The sequence below is a fragment of the Kitasatospora sp. MAP5-34 genome, assembly GCF_029894335.1.
Taxonomy (GTDB): domain Bacteria; phylum Actinomycetota; class Actinomycetes; order Streptomycetales; family Streptomycetaceae; genus Kitasatospora.
In genome coordinates this window covers 12,746-37,564 of record NZ_JARXZC010000053.1, presented here as the reverse complement: position 1 = coordinate 37,564, position 24,819 = coordinate 12,746, and the positions used below count along the sequence as shown (strand labels likewise).

The 24,819-nt window shown below is 70.1% G+C and carries 23 protein-coding genes; 16 read left to right on the top strand and 7 right to left on the bottom strand.

Annotated elements, in window-relative coordinates; all coding sequences use genetic code 11:
* The 4 genes from P3T29_RS29930 to P3T29_RS29915 all read right to left on the bottom strand — a co-directional run.
* A partial coding sequence (locus tag P3T29_RS29930; protein WP_280719820.1) for a P-loop NTPase fold protein occupies nt 1–1,953 on the bottom strand: 1,953 nt, incomplete at its 3' end.
* 143 nt (nt 1,954–2,096) lie between these two features.
* Entirely contained in the window at nt 2,097–3,263 is a 1,167-nt protein-coding gene (locus P3T29_RS29925; protein WP_280719819.1) for a site-specific integrase, read from the bottom strand.
* On the bottom strand, nt 3,263–3,508 hold the full coding sequence (locus P3T29_RS29920; protein WP_280719818.1) for an excisionase family DNA-binding protein: 246 nt from the start codon (nt 3,506–3,508) through the stop codon (nt 3,263–3,265). Before P3T29_RS29920 ends, P3T29_RS29925 begins: the two co-directional genes overlap by 1 nt.
* 162 nt (nt 3,509–3,670) lie before the next feature.
* Complete coding sequence (locus P3T29_RS29915; protein WP_280719816.1) at nt 3,671–4,219, bottom strand: helix-turn-helix transcriptional regulator; 549 nt, start codon at nt 4,217–4,219, stop codon at nt 3,671–3,673.
* 539 nt (nt 4,220–4,758) lie between these two features.
* Here P3T29_RS29915 and P3T29_RS29910 point away from each other — a divergent pair.
* The 5 genes from P3T29_RS29910 to P3T29_RS29890 all read left to right on the top strand — a co-directional run bounded on the left by P3T29_RS29910 (nt 4,759) and on the right by P3T29_RS29890 (nt 10,445).
* Nucleotides 4,759–5,787: a hypothetical protein gene (locus P3T29_RS29910; protein ID WP_280719815.1), complete on the top strand. Its 1,029-nt coding sequence runs from the start codon at nt 4,759–4,761 to the stop codon at nt 5,785–5,787.
* Between the two features lie 80 nt (nt 5,788–5,867).
* On the top strand, nt 5,868–6,485 hold the full coding sequence (locus P3T29_RS29905) for an ATP-binding protein (protein ID WP_280719821.1): 618 nt from the start codon (nt 5,868–5,870) through the stop codon (nt 6,483–6,485).
* Nucleotides 6,486–6,619: 134 nt separating this feature from the next.
* The gene (locus tag P3T29_RS29900) at nt 6,620–7,600 is read left to right on the top strand and encodes a DUF2637 domain-containing protein (RefSeq protein ID WP_280719814.1); all 981 of its coding nucleotides are present in this window, start codon (nt 6,620–6,622) and stop codon (nt 7,598–7,600) included.
* Between the two features lie 290 nt (nt 7,601–7,890).
* On the top strand, nt 7,891–8,682 hold the full coding sequence (locus P3T29_RS29895; protein ID WP_280719813.1) for a hypothetical protein: 792 nt from the start codon (nt 7,891–7,893) through the stop codon (nt 8,680–8,682).
* Entirely contained in the window at nt 8,679–10,445 is a 1,767-nt protein-coding gene (locus tag P3T29_RS29890) for a hypothetical protein (RefSeq protein WP_280719812.1), read from the top strand. The genes P3T29_RS29895 and P3T29_RS29890 overlap by 4 nt, the downstream gene beginning before the upstream one ends.
* A 231-nt stretch (nt 10,446–10,676) precedes the next feature.
* Here the strand turns inward: P3T29_RS29890 and P3T29_RS29885 are convergent, their stop codons facing one another.
* The 3 genes from P3T29_RS29885 to P3T29_RS29875 form a co-directional block, all read right to left on the bottom strand.
* The gene (locus tag P3T29_RS29885) at nt 10,677–11,090 is read right to left on the bottom strand and encodes an NUDIX hydrolase (protein ID WP_280719811.1); all 414 of its coding nucleotides are present in this window, start codon (nt 11,088–11,090) and stop codon (nt 10,677–10,679) included.
* 82 nt (nt 11,091–11,172) lie between these two features.
* On the bottom strand, nt 11,173–12,057 hold the full coding sequence (locus tag P3T29_RS29880; protein WP_280719810.1) for an aminoglycoside phosphotransferase family protein: 885 nt from the start codon (nt 12,055–12,057) through the stop codon (nt 11,173–11,175).
* Nucleotides 12,054–13,445: a helix-turn-helix transcriptional regulator gene (locus tag P3T29_RS29875; RefSeq protein WP_280719809.1), complete on the bottom strand. Its 1,392-nt coding sequence runs from the start codon at nt 13,443–13,445 to the stop codon at nt 12,054–12,056. Before P3T29_RS29875 ends, P3T29_RS29880 begins: the two co-directional genes overlap by 4 nt.
* A gap of 259 nt (nt 13,446–13,704) precedes the next feature.
* On the opposite strand from P3T29_RS29875, the gene P3T29_RS29870 reads away from it, so the two are divergent.
* The 11 genes from P3T29_RS29870 to P3T29_RS29820 all read left to right on the top strand — a co-directional run bounded on the left by P3T29_RS29870 (nt 13,705) and on the right by P3T29_RS29820 (nt 24,735).
* The gene (locus tag P3T29_RS29870) at nt 13,705–13,866 is read left to right on the top strand and encodes a hypothetical protein (protein ID WP_280719808.1); all 162 of its coding nucleotides are present in this window, start codon (nt 13,705–13,707) and stop codon (nt 13,864–13,866) included.
* A complete protein-coding gene (locus P3T29_RS29865; protein WP_280719807.1) occupies nt 13,863–14,681 on the top strand; it encodes an HAD family hydrolase in 819 nt (272 codons plus the stop codon). The genes P3T29_RS29870 and P3T29_RS29865 overlap by 4 nt, the downstream gene beginning before the upstream one ends.
* Nucleotides 14,678–15,736: an alcohol dehydrogenase catalytic domain-containing protein gene (locus P3T29_RS29860; RefSeq protein WP_280719806.1), complete on the top strand. Its 1,059-nt coding sequence runs from the start codon at nt 14,678–14,680 to the stop codon at nt 15,734–15,736. Before P3T29_RS29865 ends, P3T29_RS29860 begins: the two co-directional genes overlap by 4 nt.
* A gap of 73 nt (nt 15,737–15,809) precedes the next feature.
* Entirely contained in the window at nt 15,810–17,003 is a 1,194-nt protein-coding gene (locus P3T29_RS29855) for a hypothetical protein (RefSeq protein WP_280719805.1), read from the top strand.
* On the top strand, nt 16,997–17,926 hold the full coding sequence (locus P3T29_RS29850; protein ID WP_280719804.1) for a radical SAM protein: 930 nt from the start codon (nt 16,997–16,999) through the stop codon (nt 17,924–17,926). Before P3T29_RS29855 ends, P3T29_RS29850 begins: the two co-directional genes overlap by 7 nt.
* Nucleotides 17,923–19,002 carry a hypothetical protein gene (locus P3T29_RS29845; protein WP_280719803.1) on the top strand — a complete coding sequence of 360 codons (1,080 nt, stop codon included), beginning with the start codon at nt 17,923–17,925 and terminating at the stop codon, nt 19,000–19,002. Before P3T29_RS29850 ends, P3T29_RS29845 begins: the two co-directional genes overlap by 4 nt.
* A 20-nt stretch (nt 19,003–19,022) precedes the next feature.
* Nucleotides 19,023–19,748, top strand: a complete 726-nt coding sequence (locus P3T29_RS29840) for a class I SAM-dependent methyltransferase (RefSeq protein ID WP_280719802.1) — start codon at nt 19,023–19,025, stop codon at nt 19,746–19,748.
* On the top strand, nt 19,745–20,881 hold the full coding sequence (locus tag P3T29_RS29835; RefSeq protein WP_280719801.1) for a hypothetical protein: 1,137 nt from the start codon (nt 19,745–19,747) through the stop codon (nt 20,879–20,881). The genes P3T29_RS29840 and P3T29_RS29835 overlap by 4 nt, the downstream gene beginning before the upstream one ends.
* Entirely contained in the window at nt 20,878–21,834 is a 957-nt protein-coding gene (locus P3T29_RS29830) for a glycosyltransferase family A protein (RefSeq protein WP_280719800.1), read from the top strand. Before P3T29_RS29835 ends, P3T29_RS29830 begins: the two co-directional genes overlap by 4 nt.
* 100 nt (nt 21,835–21,934) lie before the next feature.
* On the top strand, nt 21,935–23,341 hold the full coding sequence (tyrS, locus tag P3T29_RS29825) for a tyrosine--tRNA ligase (protein ID WP_280719799.1): 1,407 nt from the start codon (nt 21,935–21,937) through the stop codon (nt 23,339–23,341).
* A gap of 461 nt (nt 23,342–23,802) precedes the next feature.
* Nucleotides 23,803–24,735, top strand: coding sequence for a phosphorothioated DNA-binding restriction endonuclease (locus P3T29_RS29820; protein ID WP_280719798.1), 933 nt, complete (start codon nt 23,803–23,805; stop codon nt 24,733–24,735).
* Nucleotides 24,736–24,819 lie beyond the last annotated feature (84 nt).

The following is a 24,819-nucleotide window of genomic DNA, read 5'->3' as shown; positions in this document are numbered from 1 at the left end:
CTTCACCGAAGCCATCCGCCCGCAACCAGCGTGAGCACCCCGACGCCGACGCACACCAGGCCCGTGACCTGCCACTTCACGATGCACACCACTCACTGCGCGCAACTCTGCTTCACCCAGCAGGTGTTGAGTTGTATCGGGGTTGTCCGCACCGGATGCCTCGATCGCAAGCATGGTGATGGCAGCTAGGCCTGGCTCGGCGAAGTCCAGGGCCTCCACGGCCGCAGCTTGTCGTTCATCTGATGGCAGTTGGTAGAGCAGGCGGCTGATAAGCATTCCGGCGCTGAAGGCGGGCTCGAAAGGCCGGCCACCCAACGTGGGCAGACCGGCCCCAGCTGCGGCGACGGCCCGCGCGACATCGAGGGAGCGGGCCGCAGAGAGCCCGGTGCTGTGAACGGTGAGCTTCTGAAGTACGAGGTTCGGCTCTTGGCTGGCCAATAGGGCAGCAAGGGGTGCCCGATTGGCCGGCCAGGCCGCGTTGATGACCGCCTCGATCTCGGAGTCGAGAATGTCCCCGACCGGCAGCGCGAAGGCGAAAAACCGGCTGAAGTAGCTGGGCGAGCAGACGCGCTTCCCGCGCGCCCACTCCTCTTCATGGTGGGGCTCGTACCAGGTGTTGCCATACAGCGACTGCAGGTGCGGGAAGAGAAGTTGCAGCAGGTCTTTAGCCGGTCCACGGGATGCTGAGGGAAGGCCTTCCACCGCCTGGTCGATCTCGCCGATCCGGGCAGCCCGAAATTCTGACGGCCCTGGTTTCTTCACCAGGAGTGCCTTGTTCGTGGCGATGAACCGGTACAAGTCAGGGTGGAGGAGCTCCAGTGCCTGCAGGATGACCTGATCACACGGATTGACCTCGCCTCGCATCACAGGAAGCGCGAAGTCGGCCTTGTTCAGTAGCTGCTTGCCCATCCGAAGCGTCGTCACCAGCGGCCACACACAGCGGTCCATGGCTATCTCCATGCGAGCCTGCTCGCCTGCGGGCAACTGCCCGCAGTGGGCACTGATGACCTGGCCAAGGAGGTCCTGCATCAGCGCCGCCACGAGGTTCGGATCAGCTGGCGGCAGGCGCACAGGAACCTGGACGATCTTCTCCAGAAACGCCGTGCCTTGGATGGTCGGGTCGCCGCCGCCGCCAAACCGGGCGCCGAGGGCCTGAGCGACCGGGAGCGGGGCGAAGGCTGTGAGGACCGACAGCATGGGGAAGTCTGCTGCCAGTTTGATCATCCGGAACACCGTCGCAACCTGCGAGGCCTCCAGCCGGTCAATGTCGTCGATCAGTACGACGACACGCCGGTCGCGGCCAGACGCCTCTGCGGTCAGCAGTTCAAGCAGCCGGTCCCGCAGGCTCCTAAGGGTCGGCTCTCCCAGCGCATTGCCGACTGCCTCCATCAAGCCGCTCAGGTTGACCGGCCCGACTTTGAAGTCCACCGCTTTGGCGAGATCGTTCAAACCCGCAGCCCTTGCGAGATGCTTGGAAAGTCCGTCGGAGGGCCCAAGGGACGGCTCCACAGTCTTGAGGAACGGGTTGGCCTTCCTGATCCAGTCACCGGCCTTCTCCCGGCGAGTGCGCAGGTCCACGCCGAGCGCGGTTGCCACCGCCGCGAAGAACTGCTTGATGATGGCCGACTCGTCCGAATCGAACCAGGGGTTGAATCGAATCACCACGACGGGACGGGTCTGGTGGGCCAGGTAGTGCTCAACGAAGCTGAGCACGGTCGACTTGCCCTCGCCCCAGTCCGCATACAAGCCCACCACGGAGCCTGCCTGGCTTCGTTGGGTCATCGTCTGGGCAAGACGCTCGGCGAACCCGGCACGGCTCAGCCGATCCTCGTTCGGGTCATTGAGTGCGACATCGGCCATCACCGCGGTCAACGCCGGGGTCGCAGATACCTCTTCCAGTGCGCTAACAGCGCTACCCGACATGGGGGTTGAACGGCGTTGCCACAGTCGCATCCGCACAGTGTGTCACTGGCGTCGTCAGTCTCGCCCTCAGCGAGCGGTCTCTGTGAGCGCCACACGACCGAGAGGCGGGGTCAGGCAGCCCATTGGAGCCCGGTCAGGGCGGTAACTGGCCGGGCTCCTCTGTCGTCGGGGTCCTACGCCTGACGGGGAATCTCTGCCGCTGCGGCGCAGTCCGAAGTTGTCGATCGACGGCGGGTGCGGATGTCGACGACCGCGGCGCTGATGCCGTTGGAGATCTTGGTCTGCTGTTCGGCGGTGGCGTGCTGGTAGATCAGCGCTGCGCGGACGGAGGAGTGGCCCATGTGCGCCATCAGGTCCTTGAGGCTGGCGCCGGTGCCGGCGGCGAGGACGTTGCCGGTGTGGCGGAGGTCGTAGAAGCGGAAGCCGTCCATGCCGAGCTTCGTGCGGGCCTTGCGCCACTTGCGGCCGAAGGTCGAGCGGCGGAACGGGGCTCCGCGCTCGCCGATGAACAGTAGGCCGTCGTCCTCCTTCGCGGCGTACCAGCGCAGGTGCAGCTCGAAGTCGGGGACGATCTCGGGCGGGATGCCGACCGGCCGCTTGCCGGCCTTGGACTTCGGGTCGCCCAGGACGCGCTTGCCGGTGGTCAGTTCGGGGGCCGCGCGCCGGATCCACACGACGCGCTTGACCAGGTCGACGTCGGATCGGCGGACCTCGGCCAGTTCCTCGGGGCGGAGGGCCATGAAGGAGCCCATAAAGACCATGAGTTGCCAGCGCGGGCCCATGAGGTCGGCGAGTTGGAGGACCTGCTCGACCGTCGCGACGGGACGCTCCTCGGCCTCCTCCTTGCCACCGCCCCTGATGCGGCAGGGGTTTCGGCGGATGAGCTCGTCGTCGACGGCGGTTTCCAGGACGGCCTTCAGGAGGCGGTAGGCCTTGGCGGCGGTGGTCTTCTTGCCCTCCTTGACCAGCGCGGCGCGCCAAGCCCGGACCTGGGGAGCGGTGATCTCCTTCAGCTCGGACTCGCCGAAGGTCGGTTCCAGGTGCAGGCGGAGGAGGCGGCGGTACAGCTCGTCGGTGAGGGCTGCGAGGTCGCGTTCGTCGATCCAGGCGGTGGCGTAGAGGAGGAAGTTGACGGCGCCCGCGTTGGGGTCGCGCCACTCCTCGCGGCGTATGTCGGTCTCGGTCTCGACGAGCCAGGCTTCGGCGTCGCCCTTGGTCGCGAAGGTCTCGTCGGCGTTGCGCAGGAGCCCGTCGGGGCCGGGGTAGCGGGCCTGGAAGCGGCCGGAGGGCAGCTTGCGGACGGAGCCCCAGCGGCGCCGTCGGCCGGAGTTGTTCGCCATCAGGCAGCCCGCCCGAAGCGGCGGCGGACGGAGCGGACCGGGGCCACGGTGTTGGCCTCGATGTAGGCGGCGAGCACGCTCTCGGAGATGCGGACGTGGCTGCCGATCTTGACGAAGGCGATGCGCCGCTCGGCGATGAGGCGTCGGGGAAACCGCTCGCTGGTGCCCAGGCGTTCGGCGACCTGACCGACAGTCAGGTACTGCTCGGAGGCGTTGGTCGAGCGGCGGTTGCTGTTCTCGGGCATGGGTTCTCTCCCCGCGGCGCGCGTGGCTGTGACGGGCCGTCGCCGCGGTTGATCGCTGTGGTAGGTGGTCGGTTTTGGATCGACGCTGCGGCTCCGGTGCGCCAACACCGGAACGAGCAGGGGTGGTACAGCCCAGGAGGTGGCCGGGCTGGGGTTCCTGGTTCAGTCGCGGGTGATCGCGGCCTTCAGGTTGTCGAGGAGCTGGACGAGTTCACCCCGGGTGAATTGGTTGAACGGGCCAGCCTCGGCTGCCTGTTTGGTAGCTGCGAGCGACGGAAGGTGCCCGGTGCGTCTGCCCTCCGGCCGCGCGCGCAGGGCGTGCGTGAGCGGGCCGTCCTCGCCGGCCCGGTCGGGCACGTCGACGGGGAAGGGCAGAAGGGGGCTGATGCCGTCGGCCCAGTCCCAGGCCGCCTCGGTGGTGACCGAGCCGGCGCCGGTGACGCGGGTCCGGCTCGCGTTGGCGACGGGCGGCAGGAGGAGCGTGGTGGGGGAGACCCCGAGCGCGATGGCGATGGCGGCGAGGTCGTCCACGTCCACGCGCCGTTCGCCGCGCTCGATCTTGCTGAGCGCGGTCGTGGGCGTGGGGCGGCCCAGGTCGGTGAGGATCTCGGCGAGTCGGCGCTGGCTCATGCCGAGCTCGGTCCGCAGCCGCTCGATGTTCTTCGCGGTCTGCAGTCCGGTCGGGCCGATCTCGACGGGTCGTGTTGCCATGACGGGATATAAGCATGGATCTCCGGCCGCACCAAGTAGTCCGGGAGAGCCGTGCGAATCGTGCTGCGCCGTCCGCGTGGCTGTCGGTTTGTCCACCGCTTTATGGTCCTTGACATGCTGTTTGGTGCGGCCGGACTTTGCTGGTAGTCCTTGGGTACGCGACTCGGCGGAGGGCGGCGCCCATGCCGCCTCGCCGACGGGGCGCTCCAAGATGGAATGTTGCTACCGGTGCGGACGTCGAGTCCGCCGAGGCGGCGAGATCGGCGGAGAGCCGGTCGACCGGAGACGCAGGAGGGGATGAACGGGGCGGCGCGGAGAGGAACGCGCGACCGCCCGAAAACGGGAGCGGCCCCCGGTGTTGGCGCACCGAGGGCCGAAGGAACTCCCTGAACCGACCACCTACCACAGCGATCAACCGAGGCACCGGACCGTCACAGTCACAGGTGCCTCGGGGAGGAAGCCATGCCCAAGAGTACGACCCCGGCGGCGCAGACCACACCCGCCTGCGGCGGCCTGCCCCCGAAGGCGGGGCGGTAGCCGTGGCGCGCATCCGCACCATCAAGCCCGAGATCACCCAGTCGCTCAGCCTCGCCGAGGTGTCGCTGACCGCTGAGCGGACCTTCGTCTGCCTGCTCACCCAGGTCGACGACGAGGGCCGCCACATCGACCACGCCGCGATCATCAACGGCGTCCTGTGGGCGCTGCGGCCCGAGCACACCCCGGTCCACTGCGCGGACGACCTCCAGCAGCTCGCGTCCGTCGGGCTGCTCTGCCGGTACACCGGCTGCGACGGCCGCCAGTACCTGCACGTCGCCAAGTGGCACGAGCACCAGAAGATCTCTCACCCGAGCGCCTCCCGACTGCCCTCGTGCCCGGTGCACGAGCATGGGCGGCGGTGCGGCAAATGCAAGGGGGAGCGGTGTGCCCACCCGGTTCCGGAGGACCTCGGGAAGGCTCCGGAGTCCCTCTCCGGCCCGTTTTCGGCACCGGTCGGCGACACCACGCTTCCCGAGGCCGCTCCACAGACCCTCGGCAGGCCCGAGTCGGGCAACCAGGCGGCGGATGCCGGTGAAACAGCAGGTCAGGGCACGTCTACGGAACTGCTCCGGAGGGCTCAGGAGGACCTCGTGCCTGGATCTAGGATCATGGATCCTGGATCTACCCCTAAAGGGGGCGGCTCCGCCGCGCCCACCCCGGCACCCTCGCGCATCCCTCACCAGGACGAGCCGCACCACGTCGCGGGGCAGGCAACCGACGACGGCGTGACTGCCCACGACCTGCTCGCCGAGTACGTCCGGGGCTGCCGCAAGCGCCCGCCCGCCAAGGTGCTCGGGCACCTCGCCAAGGTCATCTCCACCCTGCTGGCCGAGAACTTCACCGAAGACGAGATCCGGGCCGGCCTGGCGCGGTACCAGGCCAGGCCGCTGAGCCCCAGCCTGCTTCCGGACATGGTCCACGAAGCCATCAACGCCCAGCCCGCAGCGGCCCGGCAGAGCGCGGCCCGCGCGCAGCACCAGCCCTTCACCAACCCCGGGGACGCCCTGGCCTACTACGGGGGCGAGCTGTGACCTCCACCCCGACGGCGGCCCGTACCGCCGACCGCGATCCCAAGCTCATCGGCGGAGGTTGGCGCGAACGCTTCGCCCGCATCCAGGCCGTCCCGACCACCGCGGCGGAACGCGAGGCAGACCAGCCGTCCACCGTGCTGGAGCTGGCTGACCGGCGCATCCCGCCGCGCTACCGGCTTGCCGTCGCCGACCACCCCGAGGTCACCACCTGGGTCCAGCAGGTCACCCTGGCGAGCCGCCGAGGACCGGGCGGCGCTCCGGGCATCGCCCAGGGCCCGTCGTTGCTGATCACGGGCTCGACCGGGTCCGGCAAGACGCACCAGGCGTACGGAGCGGTCCGCAGCCTGCTCGCGGCCGGTGTGCGCCTGCGGTGGATCAAGACGACCGCCGAGGAGCTGTACGCCGCGCAGAGGCCCCGCCAGGGCGTCGACAGCGAGCAGGAGATGCGCACGCTGATGGCCTGCCCGCTGCTGATCGTCGACGACCTCGGAGCCGCGAAGGCGACCGAGTGGACCGAAGCGCTCACGTTGCGGCTGGTCAACCACCGCTACGAGTACATGCTCCCGACGATCTTCACCACAAACCTGCCGCTCGGCGACATCCGCGCCGCCCTCGGCGACCGCACCGCGTCCCGGCTGGCGGAGATGTGCGAGCGCGTCATCCTCACCGGCCCCGACCGCCGACGGCGCACTGCCTGAGCCGCACCGGCACCGCTCTGCCACCACGCACCTGACGCCGCATGGCCCGGCATCCCGCCTCACACGTCCACCCCACCGCCGCCTCGCCGCTCGGACCTGCCCTCGCAGTGACGAGGCCACCTGGAGCACCTCACGTGACCACCACCGCACTGCCCCCTGCCCACATACCCGCAGCCCGGGTCTCCCTCTGGGACCGCCTCACGGTCGTACTGCTCGGCGCGCTCGGCTTCGCCCTGTCTTACGACGCCCTACGGCAGATGGCTGCCGCGATCCACGTGCGCGGCCCGCTCACCTACGTGTTCCCGCTGATCATCGACGGGTTCATCGCCTACGGCGTGCGAGCCCTGCTCGTCCTGCGCGAAGCCCCCCGGGCCGCCCGCGCGTACGCCTGGACGCTCTTCACCGGGGCGACCGCCGCGAGCGTGTGGGCGAACGCCTTGCACGCCGTCCGGCTCAACCACCTGACCGGCGCCGGCAGCAGGCTTCGGCTCAGCGACACCGTCGTCGGCTTCCTGTCGATCCTCGCCCCGCTCGCCCTCGGCGGCGCCGTCCACCTGTACATCCTCATCGCCCGCCACGGAGAGAGCACCGCGATCCGCCGGGGTGAGCAGAACGACGATCCACCCAGCGGAGCTTCTGCCGACCCTGTCGCCGCCGACCATGACGAGGACGTCCAGCCGCAGCGGATGGAGGACCGAAGCGACGAGACCGCACTGCTGACGTTGCTGTCCGCCGCTGGCCTGCTGCCCTCCGAGTGGAGCGACGCGCTGCCCGGTCACCAGGCGGCGGAAGGCGATGACCAGTCGTCCGGCACTGCGAACACCCCCGAATCGGCAGAAGCCGCTGGCACCGCAGACGAGTCCGAGGTCGGCGGCAGGGACAGCACCGCCGAGGGCAAGCTGATCGGCCGTCCGCCGGGCGCGTCGATGGAGCAGCTGCTGGAAGTCAGCCGCGCGGCGGTCGCCGCCCACGGTCGACTCACCCGCGCGGTCGTCGAGCAGGCTATTCGCGAGGCTGGCCTTCCGCTCGGCAGTACTCGCCTGACGGAGTTGATGAAAAGGCTCCGCCGAGAGCGGGGCGGCGGCGAGGGCCGTTCACAGGCCGAGGCCGACTGACCGCCATCGTGGCCAGCTGACCGACCCGCCTCGGTCAGCTGGCCACCGACTTCTGCCGACTCACAGCGGCATCGGCAGAAGTCCCATCGCAGCCAGGTCCCCACGCCCTGCGGAACTCACCTTCACCTCGGACTGCCCCCTCCTGAGTGGCAGCCCACGCCCGGAAAGCTCTGCCAGATGGGCAGCTCATACCCGCGAAGTCCGGCGCGACCAAACCGGCACCCATCCGGAAACTGCCCACCGAGACCGCCACGTCCCGCACCGACCGCCCACTCCTGTGGAGCACACCCGTGACCACCGTCCACCAGCCCATGAACGACCAGCCCGAGAACCCTGTAGTCCCCCTGCACCGAAACGGAGGTGACCACCGCTCTGCCCCAGACGGAGCAAGCAAGGGCGTCCGACCCTCTTACGAAGGGTCGGACGCGGACGCCCTCGCCCGGGAGGGCGAGGGCGAGCCGGTGATGCCGAGCGCGGGGGCGCACTCGGCATCACCGGACGTGCGGCGCCAGGGGGCGCCGCACGAGGAGAAGCCCAGCACCGCGCCGCCCGCGAACGTACAGCCCCTCGCAGTCAGCGCCGCCGCCGTGCCGTCCACCGAGAGCGACCCCGACGTCCCGCCCACACGCCCTGCCGCCGCGCGACGTCCCAAGCGAGCCACCGCACACCGCGCCCCCAAGCGCCGCCGACGCAACAACACGAACCCTCTCGACGACCAACTCACCTTCCGCTGCCACAGCGAGGACAAAGCCGAGATCGAGCGCCGCGCCAAGGCCGCGGAGCTGGCCACCGCCGTGTACGTCATCCGCAAGGCCCTTGCCGACGACCACGCCGACATCACCACTCGAGACGAGCGCCTGGACGCGGCGATCGACGAGGTCGCCGCCGTTCGCACCCAGATAGCCAAGCTCGGCAGCAACGTCAACCAGCTCACCCGCGACTACCACTCCGACGTCGCCCTTCCGCCGGGCCAGGTCCTGGACGCCTTCACCCAGGGCCGGGCCCTGCTCGCCGACGCCCGCACGCTCCTCACGCACCTGGATGAGGCGGCGATGCGCCTCGCGAAGGGCAGGAACCGGTGATCGCCAGCATCGGCGGCGGCAGCAGCACCATGGGCCTGCTCAAGTACCTCTTCGGACCCGGGCAGCACAACGAGCACAACGACCCGCACATCGTCGGATCCTGGGACGGCCTCGCCCCCGACCCCGGCCGCGAGCCGGGCGTCACCTTCACCCAGCTCCGCGACGCGCTGGACCTGCGCGTCGTCCAGGCTGGCGAGCGGGCACCCAAGGAACACGTGTGGCACTGCTCGGTGCGCGCGGCCTCGACCGACCGGCTCCTCAGCGACGACGAGTGGAACCGCATCGCCCAGCGGATCGTCGTTGCCGCCGGGGTCGCTCCCGAAGGAGATCCGGACGGCTGCCGATGGATCGCGGTGCGCCATGCCGACGACCACATCCACATCCTCGCCACCCTCGTGCGCGGCAACCTCACCCAGCCCCGCATCCGGGGCGACTGGGGCCGGGTCGAGAGCGAACTCACCCTCATCGAGAACGAACTGGGGCTGCTCAGCCTCGCCCACACCCGCACCAAGGACCGCTACAGCGGGCCCAAGCGCCCCACCCGCGCCGAACTGCGCAAGGCCGAACGCCGAAACCTCCCCCAGACCCCGCGCGAGACCCTGCGCACCGCCGTCCGCCAGTCCCTCGCCGGAGCCGCCACCGAGGAGGAGTTCCTGCGCCGCCTCGCCGAGCACGGCATCAGGACCAGCACCCGACGCGCGCCCTCCGGAGACGCCATCGGCTACAAGTTCGCACTCCCCGGCGACCGCAACGCCAAGAACGAGCCCGTCTGGTTCTCCGGCAGCAAGCTCGACCCCGACCTGTCCCTCCCCAAGATCCGCGCCCGCTTCGCCGCCGGCGCGGACGAACCCGCCTACCCCGATCCCAACGAGCACACCTGGCCCGCCTCCGGCCGACACCAGGCCAGCACCACCATCGACCACGCCCTGGCCGCCCTCGCCGACGACCAGAGCGACGACCGGACCGCCGCGACGATCAGCGGCAGCATCGAGATCCTCGACGCCCTCGCCGCCACCAGCCCCGTCCTCAGCAGGAAGGAGATCACCCAAGCCGCCCGCGCCCTCGACCGCACCGGGCTTACCCACACCCGAGCCGCCAAGACGGACCTGAGGGCCATGCGCTCAGCCGCCCGCGCCGTCCTCAACGCAGGACCAGCCGTAGGCCGCAGCGACGACGGCACCGCAGCCGCCACCATCCTCTCCAGCCTCGTCCTGCTCGCCATCGTCATCGCGAAGTGGCACACCGCCCGAGGCCATGAGTACCAGGCCCAGGCCGCCAACACCGCCGCCGACCACCTGCGCACCGCGTACGCGCGGCACGCAGCCAAACCTCTGGCCGTCCTCGACCTCCACGGCGGGCGCCTGCCCCAGCCCGTCCAAGACCGCCAGGCCAAAGCCCTCCGCCAGGTCCTGCCCGCCGACCAGGCCACCAAGGTGCTGAACGAGCCCGGCTGGAACGCGCTCGCCGTCACCCTCGCCGAGGCCGAAGCCGCAGGCCACGACCCGGCCGACCTGCTCGCCCAGGCCGCTGGACGCCGGGAGCTTGCCAGTGCCGACTCCGCCACCGCCGTCCTCAACTGGCGCATCCGACGCGACGCCGGCCTCCCGACAACATCGACAGCCGCCGTGAAACCGACCGGACGCACCGGCGCGGCACTGGCCAGGACCACCACCGTCCGGCAAAAAGTTCCCCACGTCGACATCGCCGCTGCACAGCCTGCACCCCTGCCCACAGCACCGTCGTCCCCTCGCCCCCGACGCTGATAACCCATCACCCACCGGCGCCAACTACCAGGCACCGGTGGGTGATGTCGGTTCGATGGCCTCTTCGGCGATCGGGAACGCGCCCGGCCGCGAAAACTTCGAGAGCGACTTGATCACATTGGGCTTCGACAGGCTCCTGGCCGGAGCGACCCGGAACTAACAGGTCGAAGTGCTACACCGCTGCCATCAAGCCGGTGGCGGCCCTGCCTGCGCCTGTCCAGTGCGGCCAGGTCAGCCGAGGAGCGCGGCGTCCAGGTATGCCTGCACCGGCTCGAAGATCCCGTACGGCACGTACGCGGGGATCTCCGCATGGGAGACCCAGGCCAGCTCGGCGACTTCGTCGGGAGCCGCAACGTACGCGGCTCCGGTCCGTGCTGCGCAGGCCACGTAGGTCAGCCGCCGCCCCGTCTTCGGATGTACTCGCCCGCCCAGGAGGCGGAGAGCTGCCACATCGAGGCCCACTTCCTCCCGCGTCTCGCGGACAGCGGCCTGCGCCGGCGTCTCTCCAACCTCGATCTTGCCCCCAGGAAACTGCCAGGACAGCTCGCCCTCACTGGCCCGGCGTCGAACCATCAGCACCCGACCCCCACGAACCACGATCGCGGCCGCGACACCGGGCTGCTCAGCCGAAGGCTGCTGCGTCACGCCTATTCCTCCACGGGACGACCAAGAAGGTGACAGTGCATCGGCAGCCGCGAGGTGCCGTGTCAGAAGCAGTTCGGTCCAATTAACCGACGGCAGACCAACCCCAAGGGCGCGGCCCAGACTGTCCCCTCAGGCATGCGAGTCGGTGGTGGGCTTCCTGCCCGTAGTGGCGCGGGTCGGCGGCGGCGTGCTGGAGGGCGAAGCAGGTGACCCGGAGCTCGCGGATGTCGCGCAGGATCGTATAGCCGGCCCAGGTGGTCACGTCGGCGCCGTACGCCTCGCAGAATGCCGTGTACTGCTCGTCGGTAACTGTGCCGAAGGTGCCGTGCCCAACGGCGGTGGCGGTCAGGTCCCACTCGGGCGGCCCGTGGGAGGTCCGTTCAAAGTCCAGGAGATAGACGGTCGTGGGGGTGACCGCAACGTTGCCACCCCAGGCGTCGCCATGGATCACGCTCGCCGGGTAGCCGGCAGGGAGGCTCGACCAGGCCGAGCGGAGGTCGGTGAGGCGACCGCGAAGCCACTGCCGCTGTTCGTCGTCGAGTGTGGCCGCGCCATCGATCCGTTCGGCGAGGCGGACGAACGGGTCGAGCCGACCCAACGGGAAGGATGGGATGGGGAGTTCGTGGAGGCGTCGGAGGAGTGGTGCGATGTCGGCGGCGGTACCGGGGCGGTGCGCGGGCAGCTCGTGCCAGAAGGTCACCGGGCTGCCCGCGACGTCCAGGGGCTCGCGCAGATGGTCGAGCGGGCGTACGGCCGGGATCTCGCACGTGCGCAGCCAGCGGGCGACCGCGAGCTCTCGGACGGCGGCGTCCCACTGCCCGGGGCGGCCGATGCGGACGACGACCTGGTGGCGGAGGCGCCACAGGGCGTTCTCCCCGATGCGAATGGGTTCGGCCTGGTCCGCTGACAGGCTTGCGGCGGCACAGGCCTTCAGCAGTATTGCGTGGGAGTCGTCAACGCTGGTCACACAGCCACCGTAGAGGTGATCTGCTCGCGCAGGTCCCGGATATCGGGGATCGTGCGGTGGCGGTGGGCGACGCGGCCCAGCTCGCCCAGTTCGTGGTTGGCCCGCAGCGAGCGGAGCTGGCTCACCTCGGCGAGTGCAGTACGCCCGTCGGCCAGGGCCTGTTCGGGATCGCCGGCGGCCATCCGGAGGGTGGCCAGTTTGGTTCGGGAGAAGGTGCGCGACCTGGCGAATCCGTCGCCGTGGCTGTCGACGGCGGTTCGCAGCCTACGGAGGGCTCCCTGCGGAGGGTGGCCGGCAAGCGCGAGGTCGAACAGAGCGTGGCCGGTGTCGCCGTGGTGCTGCGCGCTGTCGTAGTAGGCCATCCACGACCCCTCGTCAGTGGGGACGACTGAGGCGAAGGAGTCGTCGGACAAGCCGATCGAGGTCAGCGTCTGCTGGGTGCGGCCCATCTTCGCCAGAGCCCGAGCGCGGGCGTTGTGGAGCATGGATCGCTCGGCGGGCGAGAGACGGTCCGCTCGGGCGAGGCCGAGTTCGGCGAGGGTGAGTCCGGAGTCCGGATCGCCTCGCCAGGTGGCCTGCCGGGAGCGCAGGTTGTAGGAGATGGCGCGCAGTGGCCAGTTGTCCACTTCCTCGGCGCACGACGTGGCGAAGGCGAAGAGCCGGTGGGCGTCGTCGTGGGCGAAGGCGTCGAAGGCCGAGGCACCGACGACCGTGGCCAGGCGGCTGACAGCGCTGAACAGGTCGGCCTTGAGCGGTGCCGGGCAGCTGCTGTTCAGCAGGCCACCCGCCCAACGGAGTTGGGCGAGGGCGGTATCGCGGACCACACCCGCACCGCCGTAGAGGTTGTCCCAACTGCGCAGGGTGGTCGCAGCCGCGCGGATCTGCTCGACGTCGGCGGGCCGCACCACGGAGGGTGCGGCGGCAGCTGGCGCGGCGTTCATCAGCTGGAGCAGGGGACCGGCCGCGAGAGCTGTGCTGGTCGCGGCAAGGAAGTTCCGTCGTTCCATGGGAATGGACTCGTTCCACTCGGGGGCAGACAGCGGTCCCTCCAGCGTGCCCCCGGCCCCGGCCCGTCGGGGAGGGATTGTGGTCCTGCTGGGCGAGTTGTCCATTTCCCGGGAGCGGTTGTCCATTTCAGCCTCGGCGAGCGCGACGCTTCGCGAGAGAACGCCGCCGGTGTCCAGTGCGGCGTCCAGCGCCGTGGCGTGCCGGAGCTTGCAAGGGCGCTCGGCCCGCTCGAACTTGCTGATCAAGTCGCCGCTGAGGTGTACGAGCGCGCCGAGTTCGTCCTGGCTCAGCTTGCGTAGCTCTCGCCAGTGCCGGAGTTCGGCGCCAAGCCAGTGCGCTGCCGACCGGGTCGGGTCCAAAGGCTTTGGCGGTCGCGGCATTTGGTCCCCCGAGGCGTCTCTTGTGGACAGCGACCGTTGTCCGATTGCCGGTACTGGTCAGGCCATCCGTGGCACGGCTGAATGTCTCTCAAGCGTTCGCGATCCATTACACACCGCTACTGCCGCGATGTGGAGGGAGTTCGACGCATCCACTGATCCACCGTTCACCCCGATCCGAGGTCCTGCGCCTCGCACTGGGGCTGATTCCGCACGCACGGAGCCAGGCCACGGCCTACTCGACCACGAAGGGGAGCACGTCATGGAACGCGTCAGCACGACCGTCCAGAACAGCCGCCGCACTCTCGAGCGGTTCGGCGCGGTGCTCGACCACAACTTCGAGAAGCTCGCTCTGTTCGAGCTCCCCGGAAGGCGAAGTACGGTGCCTGCCGTCCGGACGGCTGAAGGGCGACCTCGCTCATGAACGCCTCGATCGACGTCTCAGACGTGACGATCGGCGACAGCAACGCCGAGCCGACCGGGCTCCTGGAGCTGATGCCGACCGCAGCCGCGGAGTCTTCCACGTGGCGCCCCACCGCCGTGGTCCTGGACCTCTTCGGCACCTTGGTCCCCGCCCCGGACAGCCGTGAGCGCGCGCAGGCCGTGCGGGAGATCGCCACCGCGCTGCGCGTGTCGGACCCGCTCGCCGACCAGGCGCTCGGGGGTAGTTGGCAGGCCCGCCATGACGGGACGCTGCGTACAACCGGTGAGATCGCTGCCCACCTCGCTGAACTGTGCGGGGCACCGGCCGGATACGTGCCTCGGATGGAGTCAGCGCTGCGTCGGCTGGCTCCGCAGCGACTTCGTCCTGACGCTTCAGTGCTGGAGAGTCTCGAGGCGTTGCGGCGGTCCGGGCTGCGGCTGGGCCTGTTGAGCGACGCGGCCCCCGACGTTGCCGAGGCGTGGGACCGCTCAGTGCTCGCCGCACAGTTCGACGTAGCGCTGTTTAGCTGCCGCGAGGGGGCGGTGAAGCCAGCCCAGCATCTGTACGCGGAGGTTGTGGAGCGCCTCGGGTGTGCAGCGGATTCGGTGCTGTACTGCGGCGACGGCGGCGGTTCGGAGCTGGTCGGGGCACTGCGCTGCAGGATGCGGGCGGTCCGTGTGGAACGACGCGGAGGCACGGCCGCGCTGGCCTTCGGGGACCAGGCGAAGGACTGGCCGGGGGTCACGCTGCGGTCCGTCGAGTACCTGCCGACCTGGCTGGGCATCGCGAGGCTGAGCCGGGGGTACGTCCGGTGACCGGCGTCGACACGCTCGTCTGGGAGGCCCGGTTGGACGGGACGAGCCGTTCGCCGCGCCTTGCACCCGTGCGCCGCGCCGCATCCGCGACGAATGCCGGGACGACGGAGGTCCGGGTGCGGTTCTCGGGCCTGTGCGGCAGCGACACCGGCAAGCTCTGTTCGGATGCCTGGTGCGGGCCGCTGCCCGAAGGATGGGTTCCCGGCCACGAGGTCGTCGGCATCGACACCCGCACCGGCACCTGGGTCGCGGTCAACCCACTGGTCGGCTGCGAAGGATGTGCCGAGTGTGCCCTGGGCCGCCTCCACTTGTGCCCCGGCCTACGGCGCGTCGGCTGGGACCTGCCCGGCGGTCTGGCCGAATCCGTCCGCGTTCCCGTGCGGAACGCTGTACCGCTGACTTCCGGCGCGGCGGATCCGGCGGTGTTCGTCCTTGCCGATCCGGTGGCGGTCGCCCTGCACGGCGTGCGGTGCGGCCTGCCCGCACCAGCTTCCTCTCGCGCAGGCCGCCTCGGGGTCATCGGTGCGGGCACCCTGGGTATCTGCACCGCCGTCAGCGCGGCCCGATCCGGGTGGGACGTCTTCCTCGCCACCCGCAGGCCGGGCCAGGAGGAACGGCTCCGCACTCTGCTGGCCGACACCGGCGTCACCGTCTGCCCTGAGTCTGGGCTTCCAGCAGGTACGTGTGACGCGGTGGTCGACGCCGCGTCCGGGCACTCGGCCGCCCCGCTGCTCCAGGCCCTGGAAGCAGTACGGGACGGCGGGACGATCCTCGTCCAGAACGCCTACGCCCCGCAGGTGAAGCTATCCACTCCGTTGCGCGAGGTGTTCCGGCGCTCGATCACCCTCAGGGGCTCGTACTCCCACTGCCGCGCGAACAATGGCGACGACTTCCGGGACGCCCTCCAGCTCCTCGTCCAAGCGGCAGACAGCGCATGGGCTACGGCCCTCACTTCCACCCGCTACCCGCTCGCTCGGCTGCCTGACGCCCTGGCCGCGCTCCACCCCGATGCCGCACACCGCCCGCCGAAAGTCCTGCTCACTTTCCGCCGCTGACCGCACCCCTGGGAGTTCCACCATGCACTCATCCTCCGTCCCCCCTCCGCGGCCCGTCTCCATCCCCTCGCTTGTGCACCAGGTCAACTCCTCTGCCGACATCTCCCCGCCCGAGGTCCACAACGGTCTGCTGCAGCTGCTCGGACTGCCCGCCGGTCCGACCCGTGACGTGATGCTCGGCAGCGTGCTGACCGGCCTGCTCCTGCGCGGGCCGCGTCCGGCCGAGGTGGAGGCTGCGATCCGGGCCGCCAGCACGCTGGACCGCAGGTCCTGGGAGTCCTTAACACCACCGTCCGGGGTCCGGCTGGTCGGCTACACCGGCAGCGGGAAGAAGACGTACAAGACGATCAACCTCAGCTCGGCTGCCGCGTTGGTCGCTGCGGCCGGCGGCGCGCACATCGCGAAGCTCGGCTCGCGCAGCGCCTCCTCCCGGACCGGCTCCCGGGACTTCATGGACGTGGTGGGCGCGCGCTGCGAGACCGTACCGGCGCAGGCCATGGTGGACATCGCGGGGGAGTGCGGCTTCGGGTTCTTCTCCATCGAGAACCGGGTACCGGAATTCGACCGACGCTATGGCGGACGCTTCCAGGCCGTGCACGCCCTGAGCCTGGGCTTCCCAGCCCTGCTGAGCCCGGTGGCCTGCCAGGGCTTCGTCTACGGCCTGTCCCACCCGGCGGTCGGGGTGTCCGCGCGGTTGCTGTACCGGCTCGGCCTCGGCGACGTCACCGTCGTCAACTCCTCACCCGTACCTGGCAGTCAGGTCGACGAGCTCATCCCCGGCGGCACCATCCGCGTCTGCCGCCTGACAGCTGGCCAGGAAGACCCGGAGTTCGGGCGCGCTGTCGCCAAGGCCGCCGGTGCCGTGGCCCCCCTCGTCGACCTCGGATCCCTCGCGCAGCGCACCGATCCGCGCGCCAACGTCGCAGCCGTCGTGCGCCTCCTCGCCAGCCGCGCCCCGGCAGTGGCCCGGCGCACGGTCGCCCTCAACGCGGCTGTACTCATGCTGACCGCCCGCGCAGTCCCCACCCTGTGGGCTGGCCTGGACACCGCGCATGCTGTCCTGGACGACGGTGCCGCCCTGGACACCCTGCGCCGTTTCGTATCCCTCACCGGCGGCGCCCCGCGCACGGTCGATGCCCTTCTGCGACTCCCCGGCGACCACCGGGCCACCTCGACCGTGTCCGCCCCGCGTCGCTCGCCCCAGAACGTCCCCGCCTTCGGGCGCCTCGCCGTTCCGTCCTCCGGCAGGGAGACGACCGCATGCTGACCCGCGACGAACTCGGCATCGTGCACCTGGTCCTCAACACCGACTGCAACGCGTGGGATCTGCCCAAGACGGCCGAATCTCCAGGGGTATGCCGCTTCTGCTACCGCGAACGCAACCGCGTGCACACCGATGAGGCCACCGTCCGCCGCGTCATCGACCGTGTCCGCGCCGAGTCGGACGCCCACCGGATCGTCTTCACCGGCGGCGACCCGGTCATGCCCTACGACAACCACCTGGAGCCCGCACTCCAGCACGCCCAAGCCGCAGGCTTCGAGACCAACCTGCACACCAACGGTCTCCTACTCGCCGACCGCTACGCGGCCCTGCGCGACCACGTCACCCTCTACTCCCTGGCCGTTGACGGCCCCGACGGGCAGAGCGCCGACTGGTTCCGCGGTAGCGGTTACTTCGCCGCCTTCCAGGCCAACATCGCTCTGCTCGTCTCTGACCGGCGCCGCCTGGCCTTCAATACGTTCACCACGGCCGCCTCCCTGGCCACCCTTCCCAGCCTCGCCGAAACGATCACTGGCCTCGCGGCCCGCACGCCGGTGGAGTACTGGCTGATCTCCCAGTACCGGCCGATCGGCCGCGCCAACTCCCGTAAGGCCGACCTCTACGCCTACGACCGCGAGGCGTTCACCGAGGCCGTCGCCCACGTCCGCGGCCTGCTGTCCGGCACCGGCATCCAGGTGTACGACCAGCCGACCCGCGCTGCCGAGGACCCCTACCCCTTCCGGGTCTGGGTCCTGGCCGACGGCACCGTCACCGCCGATCTCGGCAGCGTGGCCGCGCCCAGCAACACCGTCCTCGGCAACCTCCTCAGTGACGGCTTCGAGCCCCTCGTCCGCCGGGCCTTCGCATCACGTTCCACCACCGGCACCTCCACCGCGACCTCCTCGGAGAAGGAAGTGACCGCACCATGAAGTTCGACTCCGCGTACTACGACGACGTCATCGCCAGCCACAACTACGAGCGCATCGCGCCCGAGGCCACCCTTGCCGCCAATGGCAGCGTCATCCTGGAGGCCGACGCCGAACCCGCCCTCGGCGCCATCGACTTCCCGCTCGCGGACCTGAGCCCGGACGACCTGCGCACCAAGTGGATGTGCCACACCGGAGCGCGGGCCTTCGCGACCGCCGTCGCCAGCGGGAAGCCGGCCACCGTGACCACCGGTGTCGGCCTCGGCGGGCCGCCGCACGCCGGCACCGTCTTCCAACTCCTGCGCGCCGTCACGCTCCAGCAGCACGGACTGCACGTCCAGATCGTGCTCGGCGACCTCGACTCCTACAACGCCCGCCGCACCCCGCTGGCCGAAGTCCGTCGACTGGCCGACCAGTACGAGGAGTTCGTACGCCGGCTCGGCTTCGACGAGCAGTGCGGAGTCCTTCGTCGACAGGAGGGCAACACCGACGTCCTGGCCACGGCCTTCCTGCTCTCCCGCCACCTGGACGACGCCGACTTCAGCTGGGCCGAGGAGGACCTCTCCGGCCTCTACCGCAACCACGGTGTCTTCGACCACCTCACCTACGGCATGAAGCAGGCCACCCTCCTCATGGCCGCCGACTTCGTCCACCTGCTCGCCCAGGACCGCCACGTCCTCGTCTCCCTCGGCGTCGACGAGCACAAGTACGTGGCACTCGCCCGGCGCGGAGCCGAACGCTGGGGCCTGCCCGCCGACCGCCTCTCCGGCATCTACACCAAGATGATCCCCGGCCTCGGCGGCCTGCCCAAGATGAGCAAGAGCATCCCCGGCTCCGGAATCACCGCCGCCCTGCCGCCCGACGACATCCGGGCCCTGCTCGCAGCCGACACCGACTCCGGATCGGACGACGACACCTCCGCCCTGCTGCAGATGTTCGCCTGCCTGCCCGAGACCGGCGGCCACGCCTACGACCTGGCCACCGAAGCCCGCCGCACCGGCGGCCACCGCTGGCGCGAGCTCCGCGAGGAGCTCACCGAGCGCCTGATCGGCATCTTCTCGCTCTGGCCCCAGCCGTGACGCAACCGAAGGAGTCCACCGTGTCCACCACTCCTGCGCTGTCCCCGGCGCCGTACCCAGTCCTCTCCCGTCAGCCCCTCGGCGACGCCACCACCCACCACATCCGGGCCGGCTACCGCCACCGGACCACCGTGGAGTACTTCACCGACACCGCCGACGACGACGTCACCTGGCAGCCCGACGTCTACCCGTACGCCGCCACCCTCGCTGAGCACTACGGTCTCGACACCCTCATCGACCTCGGCTGTGGCCGCGCCGGCAAACTCGCCGCCCTCGCCGCCGAACGCCCCAACTGGACCTACATCGGCGTCGACTTCGGCGACAACCTCGCCTGGAGCCGTGACAACCACCCCTTCGGCCAGTGGATCGACGCCAACCTGGAGAAGACCGAACACCTTCCCCTCGGCCCCGATCTCCTGCGAGGCTCCCTCGTCGTCTGCTCCGACGTCATCGAACACCTCCTCGACCCGCTCCCGCTCCTCACGCTCACCCGCAACCTCCTGTCCGACGGCTGCTCCGCCGCCGTGTTCTCCACCCCCGCCCGCGAGTTCCGCAGCGGCTACGACGCCCCCGGGCCGCCCCGCAACCCCAGCCACGTCCGCGAATGGGCCGGCGACGAGTTCCAGGCCCTCCTGCGCGCCCGCGGCTTCGAGATCCACTACGCCGGCATCACCCGAAGCGACGACGCCTCCCACGGCATGTCCACCCAGCTCGTCACCGTCGGCCTGCCCGAGGTCCGCCGATGACCGCCACCACCACGCCCTCTGCCTCCGGCCTTCGGGTCGTCCACCTGCCCGCCCGAACCCCCTACGCCCGCAAGCTCCACGGCCCCGGCATCCACACCCTGAACACCGGCCCCGAGCCCACCGAGATCCGCCCCGGCCTCGTCGTCCCCGCCGCCGTCACCGCCTCCTGGATCCTCGACCACACCCCGTTGGACTGGCTCGACGTCCTCCACCTCCACCACATCGACCTCGAAACCCCCGCCGTCCTGGAGCGCCTCCTCGACGCCTGCGCCACCGCCGGCGTCCGCGTGGTCTTCACCGCCCACGACACCCGCCCCATGCTCAGCGGCGACAGCGCCGGAGCCGACGCCTTCCTCGCCCGCCTGCACCTGCTCCTCGCCGCCGACGTCCCCTGGATCTGCCTCACCGAAGGCTCCCGCGCTGACCTCGCCGCCCTCCTGGGCACCGAGCCTCCCGCCACCGTCATCCCGCACGGCTACGTCGTACCGCCCGACACCCTCCGCCACCGCGATCGTCTCCCCGGCGCCGGCGTCCGCACCCTCCTGTACGGGGCCACCCGCGCCAACCGCGACCAGATCTCACCCGTCGTCAACTGGTCGCTCGCCACCAGCGACCCCGCCCACACCCTGCATCTCCTCCTGCGCGCCGCCAGCCCCGCCGACTTCACCCGAACCACCCCCAACCCCCTGCTAGCGCTCCTGGACACCGCCCGCCACGACCCCCGCATCCGGATCACGATGCGCCCGTACCCCACCGACGCCGACGTGCTGGACGCCGCGCTCGCCAGCGACCTCCTGCTGCTCCCCTACCTCTGGGGCACCCACTCCGGCCAACTGGAACTCGCCTTCGACCTCGGCCTCATCCCGGTCTGCGCCCGCGTCGGCCATCTCCCCGAACAACACCGCCTCCACCAGCAGCACGGCCAGGCCGTCCCCGAACCCGAATGGTTCGACTGGACCACCGGGCACCCCAACCTCTTCGGCGAACGCTTCCTGACCGCCTTGGAATCCGCGGCCGCGCGCACGGCCGCCACCCCGCGCCGCCTCGACCACGCCTTCCTCGACCACCGCGCCCAGGAGCACAAGGACGTCCTCGCCTCCCACCTCGCGCTCTACGAAGGCGGCCACCGATGACGAACACCCCGTCGCCGCTGCCCCGGATCTCCTGCGTGATCCTCTGCCACAACTACGGCCGCTACCTCGACCGGGCCATCACCAGTTGCCTGGAGCAGGAGCCCGGCCACTACACGCTCCACGAGATCCTCGTCATCGACGACGGCTCCACCGACGACACCCCCGAGGTCTGCCGCCGCCACCAGGACCACGTCCGCGTCGTGCGCCGCCCCCAGCGAGGGTTCGCCCACACCCTCACCGACGCCGTGATCCTCGCCGAGGGCGACTGGGTCGCACCCCTCGACGCCGACGACTGGTTCCACCCCGCCAAACTCCGCACCTGCGCCGCCGCCATCACCCCCGGCCGCCTCCTGATCGACCACTGGGAGACCGTCGTCGGCGTCGACGGCCTCCCGCTGCTGCCCGAGCCCCACCCCGGCGGCAACACCAGCACCCTCCTCGTCCGCCGCGACGCAGCCCGCACCCTTCTTCCCGTCACCAACGAGATCCACTTCCACGCGCTGCGCGACGCCGGCCACGGCCACACCCTGACCGAGCCCCTCGTGAACTACCGGCTCCACCCGGCGAGCATGACCGACCGAACCTTCAACGGCGCCTCCCAGCACTACCGTGCCGACGTCTGCGCGGACCTCGCCCACCGTCTCATTGCCCTCGCGGTCGCCCCACCCACCTGGGCCACCGCTACCACCCTGCGCCGGATCGCCCACCGCTACCGCGCCCGCTCCGCCGGCCACCGAGTGGAAGCCCACCTCCAGCAAGGCCACCGCCTCCACGCCGTTCGCCCCCTCACCGCGATGCTTTACCACTCCCGCCGCGGCCACGCCCCGTTCAGCGCATGGCTCCGCAGCCTCGCCAGCGTTGCCCGCGACCGCCCGCTCGCCCCACCGCCGCCGACCCTGGCCACCGTCCCGGCCTCGACGATTCCTCCGCTGCTCAACCGAAGCGCAACGTGATCAGCTAAATGCGGCGAGGTATACCCCGATGCTAAAATCGCGTGCTTCCCCCATACCTGCTGGTCACACCAGCCGACAGACCCAGGAGCGTAACGACGCCATGAGCCGTCTCAGCGAGTCCGTAGTCCGCGCCATGGAGATCCTCAAGGGATCGGACCTGGCCGCGGACTATACGGTCGCCCGGCTCTTGGAAGAGACCTATCGTCGGCGCTCGCTGGACCTGACCGACCTCTCCCCGGCCGAACAGGCCGCGCTGGTCGAAGGCCGCGCGATCAACGTCATCCCCTCCGCGAGCGCGCTAGCGGAGAAGATCACCACCGCCCAGACAGAGGGCCGGCCGTTCGTGGTCAAGTACGGCATCGACCCGACGTCCCCGGACGTCCACCTGGGCCACTCGGTGCCGATCATCATCGCGTCCCGGTTCCAGCGCATGGGCCACCACGTCGTCTTCATCATCGGCGACGTCACCGCCAAGATCGGCGACCCCTCCGGCCGCTCCTCCGAGCGCCCGGAGCTCACCGACGCCGACATCGCCCACAACCTCAGCGGCTACCAGCAGCAGGTCACCCCGTTCATCGACTTCGAGCGCGCCGACCTCCGCTTCAACGGTGAGTGGCTGAACAAGGTCAGCCTCCCCGAACTGGTGAGCATCCTGGCCCGTGTCCCGGTCTCGATGACCCTCCAGCGCGAGGACTTCCGCAGCCGCCTCGCCTCCGGCGACGGCCTGTCGGTCGCCGAGTTCGTGTACTCCGTCGTCATGGCCCTCGACTCCGTGGCCATCACCGCGGACGTCGAACTCGGCGGCGTGGACCAGCTCCTGAACCTCCAGATGTGCCGGAAGGTCATGGAGATCCGTGAGCAGGCCCCTGAGGTCATCATCACCACCCCGCTCATCGAGGGCACTGACGGCAACGGCTCCAAGATGAGCAAGTCCAAGGGCAACTACGTCGGACTCTCCTCCTCCGCGGACGAGATCTTCGGCCGCCTGATGTCCATCCCCGACCACCTCGTCGAGCCCTACCTCAGGCAGCTCACCGAGTGGACCGACGAGGAGATCGCCACCGTCACCGCGCGCGTGGCTGACGGCACCGCGCACCCCATGGCCGTCAAGCGCATCCTCGCCGGCGAGGTCACCGCCACCCTCCATGGCCTGGAGGCCGCGGAGGCCGCCCGCGCCGAGTTCACCGCCCGCTTCTCCAAGCGGACTTTCGGCGAAGCCCAGAACCTCCCGGCCATCTCCCTCAAGGAGCACGCCGAGACCCCCCTGGTCACCCTGCTCACCCAGGTCCTGGGCTTCGCCCCCAGCAACTCCGCCGCCCGCCGCGTCGCCGCCCAGAACGGCCTCCGCCTCATCGCCGAAACGGCGGACGGCGAACAGCACACCACCCAGCTCGACCAGGACGCCACCCAGCAGCCGCTGTCCGCCCTCGTCAGCGCGGCCGACATCGCCGGGGAAGCGACCTTCTACCTCAAGGCAGGCCGAAAGATCGCCCGCATCGACAAATGACCCGACGTGGTGGTGGGGCTGAGTTGGCCCCACCACCACGTTCGAAGACTGAAGGCGCTGCGATCCCCAGACGCCTCCCGAGGGCTGTCCGAAATTGGCGCTGCCCCGTAGTCGGTGGACTTCGCCTTGCGCCACCGTCGGAGGAAACCGGCATCATCGCCGAGACCACCGACTTCCTCGGGTTTACACCAACCCCCACCACATCGTCGCCTCCACCGACCGGGGATCCGTCGGCAGCACGAGAGCACCTACATCGGGTCCCGTCGGCGGCGAGCTCACGATCAACGACGATGCCGACGGCGTCTGCTGGATCCAGCCCGCGGACATCGACCAGTACGACATCCACCCCAGTATGCGCCACAAGATCGGCGACTATCTCGCTGGTACGTACCCCTACCTAGGCTTAGACGTCAAGCGCCACCAGGGAGTTGACGTCGGTGCCACGAACTACGCTGGCGGCCATGGACTGGCTCGATCGGGTTGCGAATCTGCGGCAGTGGACGAACAACGAGGTCCGCGCGCCGCACAAGCCGTTGTTGCTGTTGTACGCGCTCGGCAGCTTCCAGCAGGATGCTGATGGTGAACTGCGCTACAGCGCGGTCGAGGAGGAGCTGAAGCGGCTGCTGGTCGAGTACGGGCCACCGAACCCGACGACCCCCGCGTACCCCTTCCACCATCTGGTCAGTGACGGCGTGTGGGAGGTCAGGACCGATCGTGGGCAGGGAAGCCCGGGGAGTGGGGTCCGGACTCTCCGTTCCAGCGGCGCCACCGGCAGGCTCGTTCCAGAATTGCGAACAGCGCTCGCCAGGGAGCCTTCACTACTGGGGCGGCTGGCCAGAGTGCTGCTGGACATCCATTTCCCGCCGTCACTGCACAGCGATCTGTGCGAGGCCGTCGGGCTCGACCTTGAGCTGGCCGAGACCGGACCCGTGGCCGGCCTGCCGGGTGGCGCGGAGACCGCTGCGCGACGGCAGCGGGATCGACGAATGCGTGAACTCGTCCTTACGGCCTACGAGTTCCAGTGCGCCTTCTGCGGCTACGACGGCATGCTCGGCGCGAGCACAGTCGGCCTGGAGGCCGCGCATGTGCGCTGGTGGTCATACGACGGTCCGGACGAGGTCGACAACGGCCTGTGCCTGTGCTCGTTGCACCACAAGCTCTTCGACAAGGGCGTCCTGGGCCTGGGCGATGGCCATCGCATTCTTGTCTCGCAGCGTTTCGTCGGTCGCAGCGAGGCGAGCAAGCAGCACGTGCTCGCGCTAGCCGGGCGGCCGGTCCTCGGTCCGCAGGTGGACCTTCCACCCGTCGCCGGTCGGCATCGCGAGTGGCATGCCCGACAGGTCTTCCGCGGTGCACCCCGTACGCCAGCAGGGCACCCTGTGCTGACTGGGTGACAGCTGGTCAGCACAGGCTGGGGCTTCTCCGCCCCACCGCGCTCGCCCCGTCCGGCGCCGACGTTGTCCTCCCACGCCCGATGG